The sequence below is a fragment of the Nostocoides japonicum T1-X7 genome (assembly GCF_001046855.1).
Classification (GTDB): Bacteria; Actinomycetota; Actinomycetes; order Actinomycetales; family Dermatophilaceae; genus Nostocoides; species Nostocoides japonicum.
In genome coordinates this window covers 3,054,570-3,069,451 of sequence record NZ_HF570958.1, presented here as the reverse complement: position 1 = coordinate 3,069,451, position 14,882 = coordinate 3,054,570, and the positions used below count along the sequence as shown (strand labels likewise).

General features: G+C 73.2%; 18 protein-coding genes. 2 read left to right on the top strand and 16 right to left on the bottom strand.

Annotated elements, in window-relative coordinates:
* Together BN12_RS25220 and sigE are read right to left on the bottom strand one after the other, a co-directional pair.
* Positions 1-204 (bottom strand): anti-sigma factor (locus tag BN12_RS25220; RefSeq protein WP_048553297.1); only part of this gene is annotated, 204 nt, incomplete at its 3' end.
* Positions 201-839: an RNA polymerase sigma factor SigE gene (sigE, locus tag BN12_RS13805; protein ID WP_048553295.1), complete on the bottom strand. Its 639-nt coding sequence runs from the start codon at positions 837-839 to the stop codon at positions 201-203. The genes sigE and BN12_RS25220, both read right to left, overlap by 4 nt.
* 126 nt (positions 840-965) lie before the next feature.
* Here sigE and BN12_RS13800 point away from each other — a divergent pair, with 126 nt between their 5' ends.
* Positions 966-1,598 carry an O-methyltransferase gene (locus BN12_RS13800; protein ID WP_048553293.1) on the top strand — a complete coding sequence of 211 codons (633 nt, stop codon included), beginning with the start codon at positions 966-968 and terminating at the stop codon, positions 1,596-1,598.
* 22 nt (positions 1,599-1,620) lie between these two features.
* On the opposite strand, the gene BN12_RS13795 is transcribed toward BN12_RS13800, so the two are convergent.
* The 3 genes from BN12_RS13795 to BN12_RS23835 form a co-directional block, all read right to left on the bottom strand.
* Entirely contained in the window at positions 1,621-1,977 is a 357-nt protein-coding gene (locus BN12_RS13795) for a hypothetical protein (RefSeq protein WP_048553291.1), read from the bottom strand.
* Positions 1,978-2,081: 104 nt separating this feature from the next.
* Positions 2,082-2,534, bottom strand: coding sequence for a type II 3-dehydroquinate dehydratase (gene aroQ / locus BN12_RS13790; protein ID WP_048553290.1), 453 nt, complete (start codon positions 2,532-2,534; stop codon positions 2,082-2,084).
* Between the two features lie 179 nt (positions 2,535-2,713).
* Positions 2,714-2,887: a DUF3117 domain-containing protein gene (locus BN12_RS23835; RefSeq protein WP_083454642.1), complete on the bottom strand. Its 174-nt coding sequence runs from the start codon at positions 2,885-2,887 to the stop codon at positions 2,714-2,716.
* Between the two features lie 164 nt (positions 2,888-3,051).
* Here BN12_RS23835 and BN12_RS13785 point away from each other — a divergent pair, with 164 nt between their 5' ends.
* Positions 3,052-3,846 carry an enoyl-CoA hydratase/isomerase family protein gene (locus BN12_RS13785; RefSeq protein ID WP_048556411.1) on the top strand — a complete coding sequence of 265 codons (795 nt, stop codon included), beginning with the start codon at positions 3,052-3,054 and terminating at the stop codon, positions 3,844-3,846.
* Positions 3,847-3,894: 48 nt separating this feature from the next.
* Here the strand turns inward: BN12_RS13785 and BN12_RS13780 are convergent, their stop codons facing one another.
* The 11 genes from BN12_RS13780 to BN12_RS23435 form a co-directional block, all read right to left on the bottom strand.
* Positions 3,895-5,175, bottom strand: a complete 1,281-nt coding sequence (locus tag BN12_RS13780) for a hypothetical protein (protein WP_053080039.1) — start codon at positions 5,173-5,175, stop codon at positions 3,895-3,897.
* A complete protein-coding gene (locus BN12_RS13775; protein ID WP_048553288.1) occupies positions 5,172-6,362 on the bottom strand; it encodes a hypothetical protein in 1,191 nt (396 codons plus the stop codon). The genes BN12_RS13780 and BN12_RS13775 overlap by 4 nt, the downstream gene beginning before the upstream one ends.
* Positions 6,359-6,937: a DNA-3-methyladenine glycosylase I gene (locus BN12_RS13770; RefSeq protein ID WP_048553286.1), complete on the bottom strand. Its 579-nt coding sequence runs from the start codon at positions 6,935-6,937 to the stop codon at positions 6,359-6,361. Before BN12_RS13770 ends, BN12_RS13775 begins: the two co-directional genes overlap by 4 nt.
* Positions 6,934-7,365, bottom strand: coding sequence for an SRPBCC family protein (locus BN12_RS13765; RefSeq protein ID WP_048553284.1), 432 nt, complete (start codon positions 7,363-7,365; stop codon positions 6,934-6,936). The genes BN12_RS13770 and BN12_RS13765 overlap by 4 nt, the downstream gene beginning before the upstream one ends.
* Complete coding sequence (locus BN12_RS13760) at positions 7,362-7,766, bottom strand: DivIVA domain-containing protein (protein ID WP_235432407.1); 405 nt, start codon at positions 7,764-7,766, stop codon at positions 7,362-7,364. The genes BN12_RS13765 and BN12_RS13760 overlap by 4 nt, the downstream gene beginning before the upstream one ends.
* Positions 7,763-8,455 carry an LOG family protein gene (locus BN12_RS13755; protein ID WP_048556409.1) on the bottom strand — a complete coding sequence of 231 codons (693 nt, stop codon included), beginning with the start codon at positions 8,453-8,455 and terminating at the stop codon, positions 7,763-7,765. The genes BN12_RS13760 and BN12_RS13755 overlap by 4 nt, the downstream gene beginning before the upstream one ends.
* 149 nt (positions 8,456-8,604) lie before the next feature.
* On the bottom strand, positions 8,605-9,690 hold the full coding sequence (dapE, locus tag BN12_RS13750) for a succinyl-diaminopimelate desuccinylase (protein ID WP_048556408.1): 1,086 nt from the start codon (positions 9,688-9,690) through the stop codon (positions 8,605-8,607).
* Between the two features lie 190 nt (positions 9,691-9,880).
* Complete coding sequence (nadC, locus tag BN12_RS13745; protein ID WP_048553281.1) at positions 9,881-10,759, bottom strand: carboxylating nicotinate-nucleotide diphosphorylase; 879 nt, start codon at positions 10,757-10,759, stop codon at positions 9,881-9,883.
* Positions 10,756-12,216: an L-aspartate oxidase gene (locus BN12_RS13740; protein ID WP_048553280.1), complete on the bottom strand. Its 1,461-nt coding sequence runs from the start codon at positions 12,214-12,216 to the stop codon at positions 10,756-10,758. Before BN12_RS13740 ends, nadC begins: the two co-directional genes overlap by 4 nt.
* Complete coding sequence (gene nadA, locus BN12_RS13735; RefSeq protein WP_048553278.1) at positions 12,213-13,199, bottom strand: quinolinate synthase NadA; 987 nt, start codon at positions 13,197-13,199, stop codon at positions 12,213-12,215. Before nadA ends, BN12_RS13740 begins: the two co-directional genes overlap by 4 nt.
* 1,015 nt (positions 13,200-14,214) lie before the next feature.
* Complete coding sequence (locus tag BN12_RS23435) at positions 14,215-14,535, bottom strand: NUDIX hydrolase (RefSeq protein WP_053080038.1); 321 nt, start codon at positions 14,533-14,535, stop codon at positions 14,215-14,217.
* Positions 14,536-14,882: the final 347 nt, after the last annotated feature.

Sequence of the window (14,882 nt, the reverse complement as noted above, 5' to 3'; positions counted from 1 at the left end):
CGTCGACCGCAGGCTCGGCGGGATGGCCGGCGCGACGGCGGAGAAGGCCGACTGGAGGCGCCGCTCCTGCTCGACGGCGTCGCGACAGGACGCGCAGGCCACGAGATGGAGGTCCCACTGCCGGGCCGAGTGCGGGTCGAGCCGGCCCGCGGCATACTCGCTGATCTCGTCGCCGAGGCAACGGCGACCCGGCAGGGGGCTCACGGCGTGCCCTGCAGAGCGGGTCCGGTGACCCGGCTGCGCAGGCCACCCGCGGGCTTGGCCTCGACGGCCGGTCGGGTCGGGGCGCGGTGCGCGAGCGCCTCCCGCAGCTGGGCGCGGCCCCGGTGGATCCGCGAGCGGACCGTCCCGAGCTTGACGCCGAGGGTCGCCGCGACCTCCTCGTAGCCGAGCCCCTCGATGTCGCAGAGGACGACGGCGGCGCGGAAGTCGGGCTGGAGCGCGTCGAGGGCCCGCTGGATGTCGTCCTCGAAGAGCGCGTCGTGGACCGTCTGCTCGGGCCCCGGCGTGGGGCTCGCGAGCCGCGCCGAGGCCTCGTCGGAGAGGGCATCGAAGCGGATCCGCTGCTTGCGGCGCATCTTGTCGAGGAAGACGTTCGTCGTGATGCGGTGCAGCCAGCCCTCGAAGGTGCCCGGCCGGTAGGTGCCGAGCGAGCGGAAGACCCGCACGAAGACGTCGTGCGTGAGGTCCTCGGCGTCGTGGACGTTGCCGGTCAGCCGGTAGGCGAGCCGGTACACGCGGGCGGAGTGCTGTTCGACGATCTCCTCCCACGTCGGGGGAACCCATCCCTCGGGGATGGGCTGCTGCTCGGGCGCGCCGACCTCGTCGGTCGTGGTCACGTCCTGTTCACCTCGTTTCGCTACGGCCGTCACCCTGCCTGACGACCAAGTCCCCTCCATGGTTCCCCAACGACCTGTGCGCTGTCTGTGATTCCCACCCTCGTGGCGCAAGTAGGGTTTCCTTCCATGAGCGCACTGAAGGCGGCCAGCTGGTCGTATGCCGAGGAGTTCGTCCCCGAGGACGAGGTCGTCGCGGCAGCCCGTGAGCGTGGAGCCCAGCTCGGTGCGACACCCGTGGGTACGGGGGCGGGGGCCGCGCTCCGGCTCCTCGCGGCAGCCGTCCGGGCCCAGTCGGTCATCGAGATCGGCACCGGCGCCGGCACGTCCGGGCTCTGGCTGCTCCAGGGGATGCATCCCGACGGCGTCCTCACGACGATCGACGTCGAGGCCGAGCACGGCCGGGCGGCGCGACAGGCCTACCTGGCGGCCGGCGTCCCGCATCAGCGCACCCGCGTCATCACCGGAGCCGCCCTCGACGTCCTCCCCCGGATGACCGACGGCGCGTACGACATGGTGGTCATCGACGCCGACAAGGGGTCCTACCCGCAGTACGTCGCCCACGGGATCCGGTTGCTGCGCACCGGCGGTGTCCTCGCCCTCGACAACATGCTGTGGCACGACCGGGTCGCCGACCCCGCCGTCCGCGACGGGGAGACGGTGACCCTCCGCGACCTCGGCAAGGCGCTGCGCGACGACGAGCGGCTGCTCGGCACCCTCCTGCCGGTCGGCGACGGCGTCTTCGCGGCGGTCAAGCGGTAGCCGGCCGGGGGACCCGGCTGCGTCAGGCGCCTGCCGGACCGGGGCCGCGGCGGAACCGCTCGGGCCCCTCGGCGATGGCGACGACCTCGTAGCGCTCGATGCTCACCGGCGCCGAGCCGATGATCTTGCTGCCGGGCGACGCCTCGGCCCCCGTGGCGAAGTCGGCCTCGAACTCGTCGCGGGCCATCGCCGTGTCGAAGACGTAGGTCCCCTCGAACCACTCGCCCTCGACCATCCGCCACACCTTGAAGGCCAGCCCGTCGAGGAACATGAAGCGGGCCATCGAGGTGCCGACGACGTACTCGCGCAGCTCCCCCGCGACGTTGGCGGGGGCGTCCTTCAGCGACCATCGCACGGCGAGGCCGTATCCGGCGTTCATGGCTGCTCCTTCGGGATTCGGGTTCGTGGCGGCCCACGCTAACGAGCGCCCACGGGCCCGTACACCCGCGTCTCAGCGCTCGGCATACCGCCTGACCTGCGACGTCATCCCTCGGCGCCCACCCGGGCCGCGATCTCGGCCACGGCCTCCTCGTAGCCGGTCACGCCGTGGCCGACGATGACCAGGGCGGCGACCGGCGTGACGTACGAGTGGTGCCGGAAGTCCTCACGGGCGTGGACGTCGGAGATGTGGACCTCGACGACCGGACCGGCGACGGCGGCGAGGGCATCGTGGATCGCGATGGACGTATGCGTCCAGCCGGCCGCGTTGACGACGAAACCGGCTGCGCTGTGCCGCAGCTCGTGGATCCAGTCGATGAAGTCGCCCTCGTGGTTGGTCTGCCGGAAGTCGACGGCGAGCCCGTGCCTGGCGGCCTCGTGGCGGCACCGCGCCTCGACGTCCGCGAGCGTCTCGTGACCGTAGATCTCGGGCTCGCGCTCGCCGAGGAGGTTGAGGTTCGGGCCGTTGAGGACGGCCACCACACGCTGTGCGTTCACCCGGGGAAGCCTATGCGGCTCCCTCGGGTCGGGCACGCGACGCGCAGTCCGACGGCGCCGGAGAGGGATTCCGGAGGGGACGGGCGCACGGCCGGGGCCGGCGCACGACCCGCATACCGAGGGCCCCCGACCGATCGTGGTCGGGGGCCCTCCGCGCCGCGCCGTCGGGCGCGGCAGGTCTACTTCAGCCCGTCACAGTTGTCGATCGCGTCGCCGAGCGCCCGGACCTCGTCCGGGGTCATCTCCACGACGAGACGGCCGCCGCCCTCCAAGGGCATCCGCAGGACGATCCCGCGGCCCTCCTTGGTGACCTCGAGAGGCCCGTCGCCCGTGCGGGGCTTCATTGCCGCCATGTCATTCCCTTCTCGGTCCGAAGGAGCGCTGTTCACCCCTCGCGTGCGAAACCCACGGTCCGTGAGTCAGTGCCGGGTCGGACCGCGGCACGTGGCTCGTCCATTATCGCGCACGGCTGGGAGGTGACGAAATCCGACTCACCCCATCCGACAGAATGGGCGTCATGACCGAAGCCACCGTCGTCGTCGACCGCTCCGCCTCCGGTGTCGCCACCGTCCGCATCGACCGTCCCGACGCCCTCAACGCCCTCGACCTGCCCACCAAGGTCGCGCTGCGGGACGCGCTCGCCGAGGTGGCCGCCGACGACGGGGTGCGCTGCGTCGTCCTCACCGGCACCGGCCGCGCCTTCTGCGTCGGGCAGGACCTCCGGGAGCACGTCGCGAACCTGACCGCCGGGAGCGGCGAGCTCTCGACGACGGTCGCGGACCACTACAACCCCATCGCGACGACCCTCGCGACGATGGACAAGCCGGTCGTCGCGGCGCTGGGCGGAGTCGCCGCGGGAGCCGGCATGTCCTTCGCGCTCGCCGCGGACTTCCGCGTCATGGCGGAGTCGGCGTCGATGACGACGGCGTTCGCCGGCATCGGCCTGTCGTGCGACTCCGGCGCGTCGTACTGGCTCCCCCGGCTCGTCGGCCCGGCCCGGGCCAAGGACCTGCTCATGTTCCCTCGAAGCGTGCCGGCGCAGGAGTGCCTGGAGCTCGGCCTCGCGACCCACGTCGTCCCCACGGACGGGTTCGACGCCGCCGTGGCCGAGCTCGCCGACCGGCTGGCGGCGGGACCGACCCTCGCCTTCGCCGCGATCCGGCACCTCGTCGCCGACGGCCCCGTCTCGACGCTCGCCGACGCCCTTGCTGCGGAGGGCGCGTCGATGCGGACGACGGGCGCGACGCAGGACCACCGGGACGCGGTCGAGGCGTTCGTCGCGAAGGAGCGGCCCGTCTTCCACGGCCGCTGAGGGAGTCCTCGACTGCGGAAGGCTCGCCGCGGTCGAGGGATCGGCGGCTCACGGGGGGCGGGAGCCCCACGGGGTGTAGACCCACACGGCACACGTCCACCACACGACGCCGACGGCGAGGACGACCGCGATGACGGCGACCCGGCGGCGCCAGTGCGGCACGACCTGGGCGCCCGTCGAGGTGCGCAGCGCGACCGACGCGACGAGGGCCGCGACCGGGAAGTCGAGGAGCAGGAAGCGCCACATGCTCGTGATGGGGCGCACGACCGCGACGATGTAGAGGGGGTATGCGACGGCCCACGCACGGATCTCGATGGGCAGCCACCGCCCGTGCCGGCCGAGGACGAGGGCGAGGTAGGTCGCGACGCACCCGAGGAGGACCGCGACGGAGAACGCGCCCCTGGTCCCCCACGCCCAGTCGAGCCAGAGGACGAAGGGGCCCTCGGTCGGCTTCTGCCCCCAGGCGGCCTGGACCTGGAAGAAGGCGGTCGGTATGCCGCTCGACCAGCCCGCGATCGCCGGCCACAGGAGGCCGGAGACGGCCGTCACGACGAGCATGACGACGACGGTGGCCCGCTGCCCCCCGAGAGGGCGTCGACCGGCCGCGCGGTCCTCACGCCACCGGACGACGAGGTGGACGAGGACGACGAGGCCGATGGCGGGAGCGACGGCGCGGGTGAGCCCGAGGAGGACGGCGACGCCCGACACGGCGACGTACCGACGCTGCATGAGGAGCAGGAGGCAGAGGGCGACGAGGACGACGGCGAGGCCCTCGGAGTAGGGCTGGAGGAGGACCGTCGTCGCCGGATGGAGGGTCCACAGCAGGGCACCGACGAGGGCGAGCCGCTCCCGGGCCGCCTGGGGCTCGGCGTGGAGCCCGAACCGGAGCACGGCCCAGACGAGCACCGTCGCGAGCGCGCCGAGCAGGGCGTTGACGACGGTCCCCGCGACGACGAAGGGCACGCCGAGGGCGACGAACGGCTTCACGAGGTAGGGGAAGCCCGGGTAGAACGCCCACGCGCTGTAGGTGAGCCGGCCCGTCGTCGGGTCGACGGGCAGGGGGACCGGATACCCGCTGTGGACGATCCGGTCGTACCACGTCCCGTCCCACAGCCCGAACAGGTCCCCGATCGTCGGGTGCAGGTGGGCGACGCCGGCCGGGTTCTGGAACCAGGTCGCCGCGACCCACAGGGCGAGGAGGACGACGACCCGGGACACGGCATACCCGACGAGGAGGGTCCGCACGGGATGGGCGAGCGCGGCGGCCGACGCCCGCCGGGCCCGGGAAATCGTGGGCGGCGCCGTGTCGCGGGGCGGGGCGGCCGTCACGGCGGGTAGTCCGAGGGAGGGACGAAGCGCAGCAGCTTCCAGATCCACGCGACCTGCAGGACGAGGCCGGCGCCGACGAGGACGACGGTCCGCACCCGCCAGGAGCGCGCCGGCTCGCCCGCCCGCGCGCCCCCGACGAAGACCGCGGTGAGGGGGAAGAGCGGCAGCGCGAACCGGAAGACCGCCGTGAAGGGGTCGACGACGAGGACGATGTAGAGCGGGTAGGCGAGGCACCAGGCCCGCAGCTCGGGTCCGAGCCGGGTCGCCCACGGCCCGAGGACGGCGAGGAGCAGGCCGACGACGAGCGCGGCGAGGAGGATCGGTGCGAGCACCTTCGGGTGCGGCAGCCCCCGCAGCGCCCACTCGGTGATCGAGACCCAGCCGTGGCCCCACCGCAGCCGGTGGTCGGAGCGCCAGGCGGCCTCCGTCTGCGAGTAGGCGTCGAGCCGGCCGGTCCGCAGCCAGGCGACGGCCGGCCAGATGACCGTGCCGAGTGCGGTGCCGGCGAGCGCGACCGCCATCCCGACCGTCTCCGAGCGCTCGACCGGCACCGTGCGGCGCTCCCGCCACCGGACGACGAGCGCGACGAGGAGGACGAGGCCCAGGGGGGCCGCGATGGGACGCGTGAGGCCGACGACGACCGCCAGGACCCCGAATGCCGCCCACCAGCGCTCGACGAGCAGCCACAGGGCGAGGACGAGGGCGAGCATCGACGCGCTCTCGGCATAGGTCACCTGGAGGATCGGCGAGGCGGGGAACGCCGCCCACACGGCCATCGCCGCGAGGGCGAGGCCGGGACGGATGCGCTTGGCGAGCAGTCCCGCCATGAGGACGGCCGCGACCCAGCCGAGGACGAGGGAGAGCGTCGACCCGACGAGCGCGAAGGAGCCGCCGGTGAGGGCGATGAGGAGCCGGACGGCGAGGGGGTATGCGGGGTAGAAGGCCCAGACGTTCTGGGCCACGAAGCCGTTCTGGTCCACGGGCAGGACGCTGGGGTAGCCGTGCTCGGCGATCTGGCGGTACCACGAGCCGTCCCAGAGGACGGTCATGTCGAGATAGCCGGGGTGCGCGCTCGTCCACGGGGCGAAGAACGGCTGGTCCGCGGAGGCCCGCCACAGCAGGAGTGCGCTGACCAGGCGCAGCCCGAGGTAGACGAGGGAGGCCCGGACGACGAGCTGCCGGCTCATCGTTCGGCGGCTCGGTGGCATCCGGCCACGTGGTCGTCGACGAGGCCGCACGCCTGCATCGCGGCATACATCGTCGTCGGCCCGACGAAGACGAAGCCGGCGCGCTTGAGCGCCTTGGCGAGGGCGACCGACTCGGGGCTCGAAGCGGGCACCTCGGCGAACGACGCCGGCGATGCGTGGTGGGCGGGTGCGTAGGACCACATGAACGCGTCGAGACCGCCGGACTCCCGGAGGGCCACGACGGCGCGGGCGTTCGTGATCGCCGCGTCGACCTTGCGGTTGTTGCGGACGATGCGCGTGTCCGCCATGAGGCGGGCCCGGTCCTGCTCGCCGTAGGCCGCGACCTTCTCGGCGTCGAAGCCGTCGAACGCGTCCCGGAACCCCGGTCGCTTGCGCAGGATCGTGAGCCACGACAGGCCCGACTGGAACCCCTCGAGCGTCACCCGCTCGAAGAGCGCGGACTCGCCGTGGACGGGCCGGCCCCACTCCTCGTCGTGGTAGGTGACGTACGCGGGGCTGCTCGCCCCCCACGCGCACCTCGGGACGCCGTCCTCGCCGACGACGACGTCGCTCATCCCGCCTCCTCCGCCGTGGCGAGCAGTGAGCGCAGGACGCGGTCGTATGCGGGGCCGGCGATCCGGTCCGCGACCCCGTGGAGTGCGCGGGGCAGGCCGGGCGGGACGATGCTCTCCCGCCACGTGAGGACGCTGCCGCCGTCCGGACCCGGCTCGACGGTCGCCTCGGCCCAGCCGCGCAGCATCCGGCCCACCTTGACGACGCGCATCCGGTGCGGCGGGTCCCAGACGGACAGGACCATCGTGTCGTCGACGTGCGCCGGCCCGACGGCGGTCCGCGCCGTGAACCCCCATCCGAGGCGCTTGGGTCCCGCGTCGGTGTGCACGGCGGTGGCGGGCACGTGGTCGCCGTGCCTGGCGACGTCCGTGACGACGGCCCAGACCCGGTCCGGAGAGGCTGTCGAGGTATGCCGCAGGGTGAACGTCATGCGCGTCGGCCCTCGGGTCCTCGGTGGGCCGGCCCGTCGCCGGCCGCCGCCGCGCCGATCCCCGGCTCGCCCTCGGCCGTCCTCGCGGCCTCGGCGTCCGTCCCCCCGGGCGCCGGAGCCTCCTCGCCGCGCCGCAGCGCGGCGATCGTCGCCTCCTGGTGCGCCATCGTGTCGCGGAGGGCGTCGAGGACCTCGTCGACCTGGTCCATCCGGTAGCCGCGGAGGGCCCGGTCGAAGCGGACGCCGTCGACGTCCCGGGCGTGCGGGGCCTCCGGCAGCCCGGGGTCGTGCTGGGAGGTGACGGCCTCGGACAGCGGGTCGTACCGCATCCGGCCGGTGACGAGCGCCGCGAAGACCGCGAGGAGCCCGAGGGCGACGACGATGAAGAAGACCCAGATCACCCGTCGCACCCCTCGACGACGATGCGCACGGCCTCGGCGACGTCGTCGGTGATCGAGAGCAGCTCGAGGTCCCTCTCGTTGACCGTCCCCGCGGCGAGTGCCGACGTGCGCAGCCAGTCGAGCAGGCCGCTCCAGTAGGCGCGGCCGAGCAGGACGATGGGGAAGGAGGTGACCTTGCGGGTCTGGACGAGGGTGACCGCCTCGAAGAGCTCGTCAAGGGTCCCGAACCCGCCGGGCAGGACGACGAAGCCCTGCGCATACTTGACGAACATCGTCTTGCGGACGAAGAAGTAGCGGAAGTTGACGCCGAGGTCGACGTACTCGTTGAGTCCCGCCTCGAAGGGCAGCTCGATGCCGAGTCCGACCGACGTGCCGCCGGCCTCGACGGCACCCCGGTTGGCCGCCTCCATGGCGCCCGGACCGCCTCCGGTGATGACGGCATACCCGGCCCGGACGAGGGCGGCACCGAGCGCGACGCCCGTGTCGAAGGCCCAGTCCCCCGGGCGGGACCGCGCGGAGCCGAAGACGCTGATCGCCGGGCCGAGCTCCGCGAGAGCCCCGAAGCCGGAGACGAACTCCGACTGCATCCGCATGATCCGCCACGGATCCGAGTGGAGCCAGTCGGTCGGACCCCGGTCGTCGAGGAGCCGCTGGTCGGTCGTCGTCGACGGGATCCGGGCCCGCCGCATGACGACCGGGCCGGACCGGTATTCACCGTCGACTCCATCCTTCGGGAACCCGAAAGCCTCGGACTCGGACGACTCCGACCAGGGACCGGCGGCCCGCCTGTCGCCCCCGTCCGTCCCGTCGTTCACGCCCTCAACCCTAACGGCGGACGCTATGCGAGCCAGCGGAGCAGGGCGGCCTCGCAGGCTGCGAGCTCGGTGACCGGACACCGCTCCTCGTCGTGGTGGGCGAGGTTGGGGTCGCCGGGCCCGAAGTTGACCGCTGGTATGCCGAGCGCCGAGAACCGCGCGACGTCCGTCCAGCCCTCCTTCGCGACGACCTCGACGCCGAGCGCGGCGACGAAGTCCTTCGCGGCGGCGAGGTCGAGACCGGGCCGCGCGCCGCCGGCGTTGTCGACGATCTCGATACCGAACCCTTCGAACAGCTCCCGGACGACGAGCTCGGCCTCGGCCTCGGACACCGACGGGGCATACCGGTAGTTGACGGTCGTGACGCACCGGTCGGGGATGACGTTCCCCGCGATGCCGCCCCGGATACCCGTCGCCTGCATCGCCTCGTGGTAGTCGAGCCCGTCGACGGGGACGGTCGCCGCCTCGTACGCCGCGAGCCGGCCGAGGACCGTCGCGGCGTCGTGGATCGCGTTGTGGCCGTTCCAGGGGCGGGCGCTGTGGGCCGCGACCCCCGTCGTCGTCACCTCGGCGCGGAGCGTGCCCTTGCAGCCCGCCTCGACCCGGGCGCTCGTCGGCTCGAGAAGGACGGCGAAGTCGGCCTCGAGCAGGTCCGGGCGGGCCTCCTGGATGAGCCGCAGCCCGTTGTACCTGCTGTCGATCTCCTCGCCCTCGTAGAAGACGAAGGTGATGTCGCGGCCGGGCTCGGGCACCTGGGCGGCGACCTTGAGCTGGACGGCCACGCCGCCCTTCATGTCGACCGTCCCCCGTCCGACGAGCTCGTCGCCGGTGCGGCGGACGGGGAGGTTCGGCGGGTCGGTGAGCGGGACGGTGTCGATGTGGCCGGCGAGGACGACCCGCTCGGGGCGGCCCAGCTCGGTGCGGGCGACGAGGGAGTTGCCGATCCGGGTGACCTCGAGGTGGGCGAGCCCGGCGAGCGCGGCCTCGATGGCGTCGCAGAGGGTCTGCTCGGCGAGGCTCACCGACTCGATGTCACAGATCGCGGCCGTGAGGTCGACGACGTCGGCCGACAGGTCGAGGGCGGGCGGGGCGGTCGTCGCGGCACTCATGCCCGCCATTCTCCCCCGCCCCCACCGTCGGCACGTGCGGGGCTGCCCGCCGCACGTGCCGAGAAGATGTCGTCGAAACCCGATCGGGACGACAACAACTCGGCACGTGCGGGGTTGTCGTGGTCGCCGACGCGGTTCGCCCACGGAAAGCCCGCACCTGCCGAACCGGGCTCCCGCCCACCCTGCCGGGTCAGCCCTCGTCGAGGGCGACGTCGAGGCAGCGGACGCTGTGGGTCAGCGCGCCGACGGAGATGACGTCGGCGCCGGCCTCGGCGAGGGCGCGGACCGTCGACTCGGTCACCCCGCCGCTCACCTCGACGACGACCGGTGCCGGATGGGCACGCACCCGAGCCATCCCGGCGGCGACCTGGTCCGGCGACATGTTGTCGAGGAGCACGGCGTGGACGACGGGCGCGACCCCGGCCGAGACCCGCGCCGCGTCGTAGGCGAGCAACTCGTCGAGCTGGTCGAGCGTGTCGACCTCCACCTCGACCTGGACGAGGTGGCCGGCGCCGTCCGCGAGGCGGTCGAGGACGGCCCGCAGACCGCCGCCGAGCCCGATGTGGTTGTCCTTGACGAGGACGGCGTCGTGGAGCCCGAACCGGTGGTTGGCCCCTCCCCCGTCCCGCACCGCGGCCTTCTCGAGCGCCCGGAGCCCCGGCGTCGTCTTCCGCGTGTCGACGATCTGGGTCGGGGTCCCCTCGACGAGCCGCACGAAGGTCCGGGTGCGCGTCGCGATGCCGGACAGCCGGCCGAGAAGGTTGAGCGACACCCGCTCCCCGGTGAGCAGGGAGCGCGCCGGCCCGGTGAGCTCGGCGACCTTCGTCCCCGGCGCGACGAGGTCGCTATCCGTTGCCCACCAACGGATCTCGACGCGCGGGTCGAGCGTGGCGTACGTCTGCGTGAACGCTGCGGTTCCCGAGAGCACGCCCTCCTCACGGACGACGAGGTATGCCGTTCCCGTCGCCTCGGCGGGAACGGTGAGCCTCGTCGTGAGGTCGCCGACCTCGCCGAGGTCCTCCTCGAGAGCGGTCGTCACGACGCGGGTCAGGGCGGGGTCGAAGGTCATGCCGGGATCTCCTCACGGACGGCGGGGTCGTCGGTGCGGCGGTGCGCGCCGATGCTGTGCGGGTGGGCGAGGGCCGATCTCGCGACGAGCCACGCCGCGTAGGCCACGTCGTCGCCGGTATGCGGGTCGAGCTGCTCGACGGCGGACCGGAGCGTCGGCCCGTCCCGGAGCACGCCGCACGCCTCGCCGAGGAGGGACCGGACGTCCGCCAGCGACGGCGACCCCCGACGGCTCGCATACCGCTCGGACGGCACGACGCTCGCGACCTCGGGGGCCGGCACGGCGGACCACCCGACGACGCGCGCGGGGTCGCCGAGGACGTCCTGTGCGGCTGCCCGGCCCGTCACGACGGCCTCGAGGAGGGAGTTGGAGGCGAGCCGGTTGGCGCCGTGGAGGCCGGTGCGCGACACCTCGCCGACGGCCCACAGCCCGGGGACGCTCGTCCGCGAGCGCGCGTCGACCGTCACCCCGCCCATCGCGTAGTGGACCGTCGGCCGCACGGGCAGGAGGTCGGCCGCGACGTCGAGACCGGACTCCCTGCACAGCTCCGCGACGGACGGGAACCGGGTCGCGACGTCCGGCACCGACCGGGCGTCGAGGACGACGGACCGGCCCTGCTGCAGCTGCGCCCACACCGCGGCGGCGACGACGTCCCGCGGCTGCAGCTCGTCGACGAACCGCCGCCCGTCCGCGAGGAGCACCGCCCCCGCACCCCGCAGGGCCTCGGTGAGCAGCGGCATGGGGTCGCGGCCGACGTCGAGACCGGTCGGGTGGAACTGGACGAGGTGCAGGTCGTCGGTGCGGGCCCCGGCCCGGGCGGCGAGGGCGACCCCCTGCCCGAGCGCGGTCCGCGGGTTCGTCGTGTGGGGGAACAGCCCGCCGAGCCCGCCGGTCGCGAGGACGATCGCGTCGGTCTCGAGGACCCGCTCCGCACCGGAGGCGTCCCGGACGACGAGGCCGGCGACCTCACCGGACGCGCCGGCCACGAGGCATACGGTGGTATGCCGTTCGAGCACCTCGACGCCGGGCAGCGCGGCGACGAGCCGGCCGAGGGTCGAGGTGACCGTGGCACCGCTGTGGTCGCCGGCGTGGACGATCCGGTGGCGCGAGTGACCGCCCTCCAGCCCGAGGGCGAGCTCCCCCGCACCGTCGCGGTCGAACGGGACGCCCGCCGCGACGAGCGCCTCGATGACCCCCGGGGCAGCGGAGGTGATCCGGGCGATCGTCGCCGGGTCGCCGGCATACGCCCCGGCGACGAGGGTGTCCTGCGCGTGGAGAGCCGGCGAGTCGCCCGGCCCGACCGCCGCGGCGATGCCGCCCTGGGCCCACATGCTCGCCGCGCCCTCGGTCAGCGAGCCCGCGGTGACCAGGAGGCACCCGTGGTCGGCGAGTCCGGCCGCCGTCGTGAGCCCGGCGAGTCCCGAGCCGACGACGACGGGCCGGGGCCGGGCGCTCACCGGACCTCCAGCATCCGCTCGATGGCCCGGCGTGCCGGGGCCGCGAGGGCCGGGTCGACCGTCACCTCGTGGCGACCCGTCTCGAGGGCGAGGCGGATGGCCCGCAGGGTGTTGCGCTTCATGTGCGGACAGAGGTTGCAGGGCCGGACGAACTCGACGTCGGGATGCTCCGCCGCGACGTTGTCGCTCATCGAGCACTCCGTGATGAGCGCGACGGTCCGAGGGTGCTCCCGGGTGACGAAGTCGATCATCTGGGCCGTGGAGCCCGATGCGTCGGCGGCGTCGACGACCTCGGGCGGGCACTCGGGGTGGGCGAGGACGGTGACGCCGGGGTGGTCGGCGCGGATCGTCGCGATGTCGGCCGGGGTGAACCGTTCGTGGACCTCGCACGCGCCCGGGTGGGTGATGACGCGGACCCCGGTCTGTGCGGCGATGTTCCGGGCGAGGTACTGGTCGGGGACCATGATGACCTCCTCGACGCCGAGCGACTCGATGACCTTCACGGCGTTGCCCGACGTGCAGCAGATGTCGCTCACCGCCTTGACGGCCGCCGAGGTGTTGACGTAGGTGACGACGGGGACCCCGGGATGGGCCGCCCGCAGCGCGAGGACGTCCTCCGGCGTGATGCTCTCCGCGAGCGAGCAGCCGGCGCGCAGGTCGGGGATGAGGACCCGCTTGGCCGGGTTGAGCAGCTTGGCCGTCTCGGCCATGAAGTGGACGCCGGCGAGGACGATCGTGCTCGCCTCGACGCTCTGCGCCTCCCGGGCGAGAGCGAGCGAGTCCCCCGCGATGTCGGCGACGCCGTGGAAGATCTCCGGCGTCATGTAGTTGTGGGCGAGGACGACGGCGTCGTGCTCGCGCTTGAGGCGGTCGATCGCGTCGACGTCGTCGGCGAACGTCGCCCACTCCACCTCGGGCACGACGCCCCGCACCCGCTCGTATGCCACGTCGCTCGCCCGCCGGACGGGAACCGTCACGCTCATCTCGCACCTCTGGCGTCCTCGGATCTGCTCAGGCTGAGCAAATGCTAGAACTGAGCATATCCCCTCCTCCTCACCGACCACGCACAGGGGTCCGTATACCTCGACCCCGAAGGGGCCCACCGAGTCGAGGTAACCGTCGACGCTCCGGCGGGGTCGACACACCTCGACCCCGAAGGACCTCCATCGAATGGAGGTATTGGGCGACGCTCTCGTGGGATCTGGATACCTCCACCCCGGAAGGCCCCGCCGGATCGAGGTACGGAACGACGTTCTCGTGGGATCTGGATACCTCCACCCCGGAGGGCCCCGCCGGATCGAGGTATCGGGGGACGTTCTCGTGGGGTCCGTATACCTCGACCCCGGAGGGCCCCGCCGAGTCGAGGTATCGGGCGACGCGGCGGCTCCTCCGGAGTCGGGATACCTCCACCCCGGAAGGCCCCGCCGGATCGAGGTATCGGGCGACGTTCTCGTGGGATCTGGATACCTCGACCCCGGAAGGCCCCACCGAATCGAGGTACGGAACGATCTTCTGGAGGGGTCGGGATACCTCCACCCCGGAGGGCCCCGCCGAATCGAGGTAACAGTCGACGCTCCGGCGGGGTCGACACACCTCGACCCCGAAGGACCTCCATCGAATGGAGGTATCGAACGACGTTCTCGTGGGGTCGGGATACCTCCACCCTGGGAGGGCACCACCCAATCGAGGTATTGGGCGACGCTCTCGTGGGATCTGGATACCTCCACCCCGGAAGGCCCCGCCGGATCGAGGTATTGGGCGACGCTCTCGTGGGATCTGGATACCTCCACCCCGCAAGGCCCCGCCGGATCGAGGTATCGGGCAACGTTCTCGTGGGATCTGGATACCTCCACCCCGGGAGGGCACCACCCAATCGAGGTATTGGGCGACGCGGCGGCTCCTCCGGAGTCGGGATACCTCCACCCCGGAGGGCCCCGCCGGATCGAGGTATCGGGCGACGCTCCGGCGGGGTCGACATACCGCGACCCGGTTCGACGCTCAGCGGGAGCGCGGCAGCTTGGTTCCGACCTGGGCCCGCTCGGTCAGCACCTCGCGACGGAACCGGTAGAGCCGCGCCGGCCGGCCACCCGTCGCGTGGGCCACCTCGTCCGTGGGCTCGACGAGCGCGTCCTGCTGCTCGACGACCCGGCGGAAGTTCTGCTTGTGGACCAGCTGCCCGGCGATCGCCTCGACGACGTCCTGCAGCTGCCCGAGGGTGAAGGTCTCCGGGAGCAGCTCGAAGACGACGGGCCGGTACTGGATCGTCGCCCGGAGCCGGGACAGCCCCGTCGCGAGGATCCGGCGGTGGTCGAGGGCCATCGCGTCGCCGGTGAGGAGCGCCAGGCCGGTGCGGTCCGGTGCGGACTCGGCGACCAGACCCGCCTCCCACAGCAGCTCGTAGCGCTGCAGCGCGAGCTCGGGCCGCCACGGCCGCTCTCCGGACCCGAAGGCGAAGGCGGCCCGGTCCCGACGATCCGGGTCGGAACCCGCCCAGCGACGGAGCGCCTTGTCGAGCTCCTCGACGAGCCGGTCCCCGCGCGCGACGCCGCCGGGCCTCCCAGGGGAGGAGGTCGTAGAGCGGCGTCCAGGCGGTGAAGGGCCGCTCGGCGCGGGTCAGCCCGAGGTAGCCGATGGAGATGACCCACCCGGCCGACCCGCCCCGCACC

Coding starts and splice junctions, on each gene's coding strand:
- BN12_RS13795 (WP_048553291.1), bottom strand. CDS start 1,977: ATGAACGCCGGATACGGCCTCGCCGTGCGATGGTCGCTGAAGGACGCC.
- BN12_RS23435 (WP_053080038.1), bottom strand. CDS start 14,535: ATGGCCCTCGACCACCGCCGGATCCTCGCGACGGGGCTGTCCCGGCTC.
- nadC (WP_048553281.1), bottom strand. CDS start 10,759: ATGACCTTCGACCCCGCCCTGACCCGCGTCGTGACGACCGCTCTCGAG.
- BN12_RS13770 (WP_048553286.1), bottom strand. CDS start 6,937: ATGAGCGACGTCGTCGTCGGCGAGGACGGCGTCCCGAGGTGCGCGTGG.
- nadA (WP_048553278.1), bottom strand. CDS start 13,199: ATGAGCGTGACGGTTCCCGTCCGGCGGGCGAGCGACGTGGCATACGAG.
- BN12_RS13765 (WP_048553284.1), bottom strand. CDS start 7,365: ATGACGTTCACCCTGCGGCATACCTCGACAGCCTCTCCGGACCGGGTC.
- BN12_RS13775 (WP_048553288.1), bottom strand. CDS start 6,362: ATGAGCCGGCAGCTCGTCGTCCGGGCCTCCCTCGTCTACCTCGGGCTG.
- BN12_RS13755 (WP_048556409.1), bottom strand. CDS start 8,455: ATGCGGCGGGCCCGGATCCCGTCGACGACGACCGACCAGCGGCTCCTC.
- BN12_RS23835 (WP_083454642.1), bottom strand. CDS start 2,887: ATGGCGGCAATGAAGCCCCGCACGGGCGACGGGCCTCTCGAGGTCACC.
- dapE (WP_048556408.1), bottom strand. CDS start 9,690: ATGAGTGCCGCGACGACCGCCCCGCCCGCCCTCGACCTGTCGGCCGAC.
- BN12_RS13785 (WP_048556411.1), top strand. CDS start 3,052: ATGACCGAAGCCACCGTCGTCGTCGACCGCTCCGCCTCCGGTGTCGCC.
- BN12_RS13800 (WP_048553293.1), top strand. CDS start 966: ATGAGCGCACTGAAGGCGGCCAGCTGGTCGTATGCCGAGGAGTTCGTC.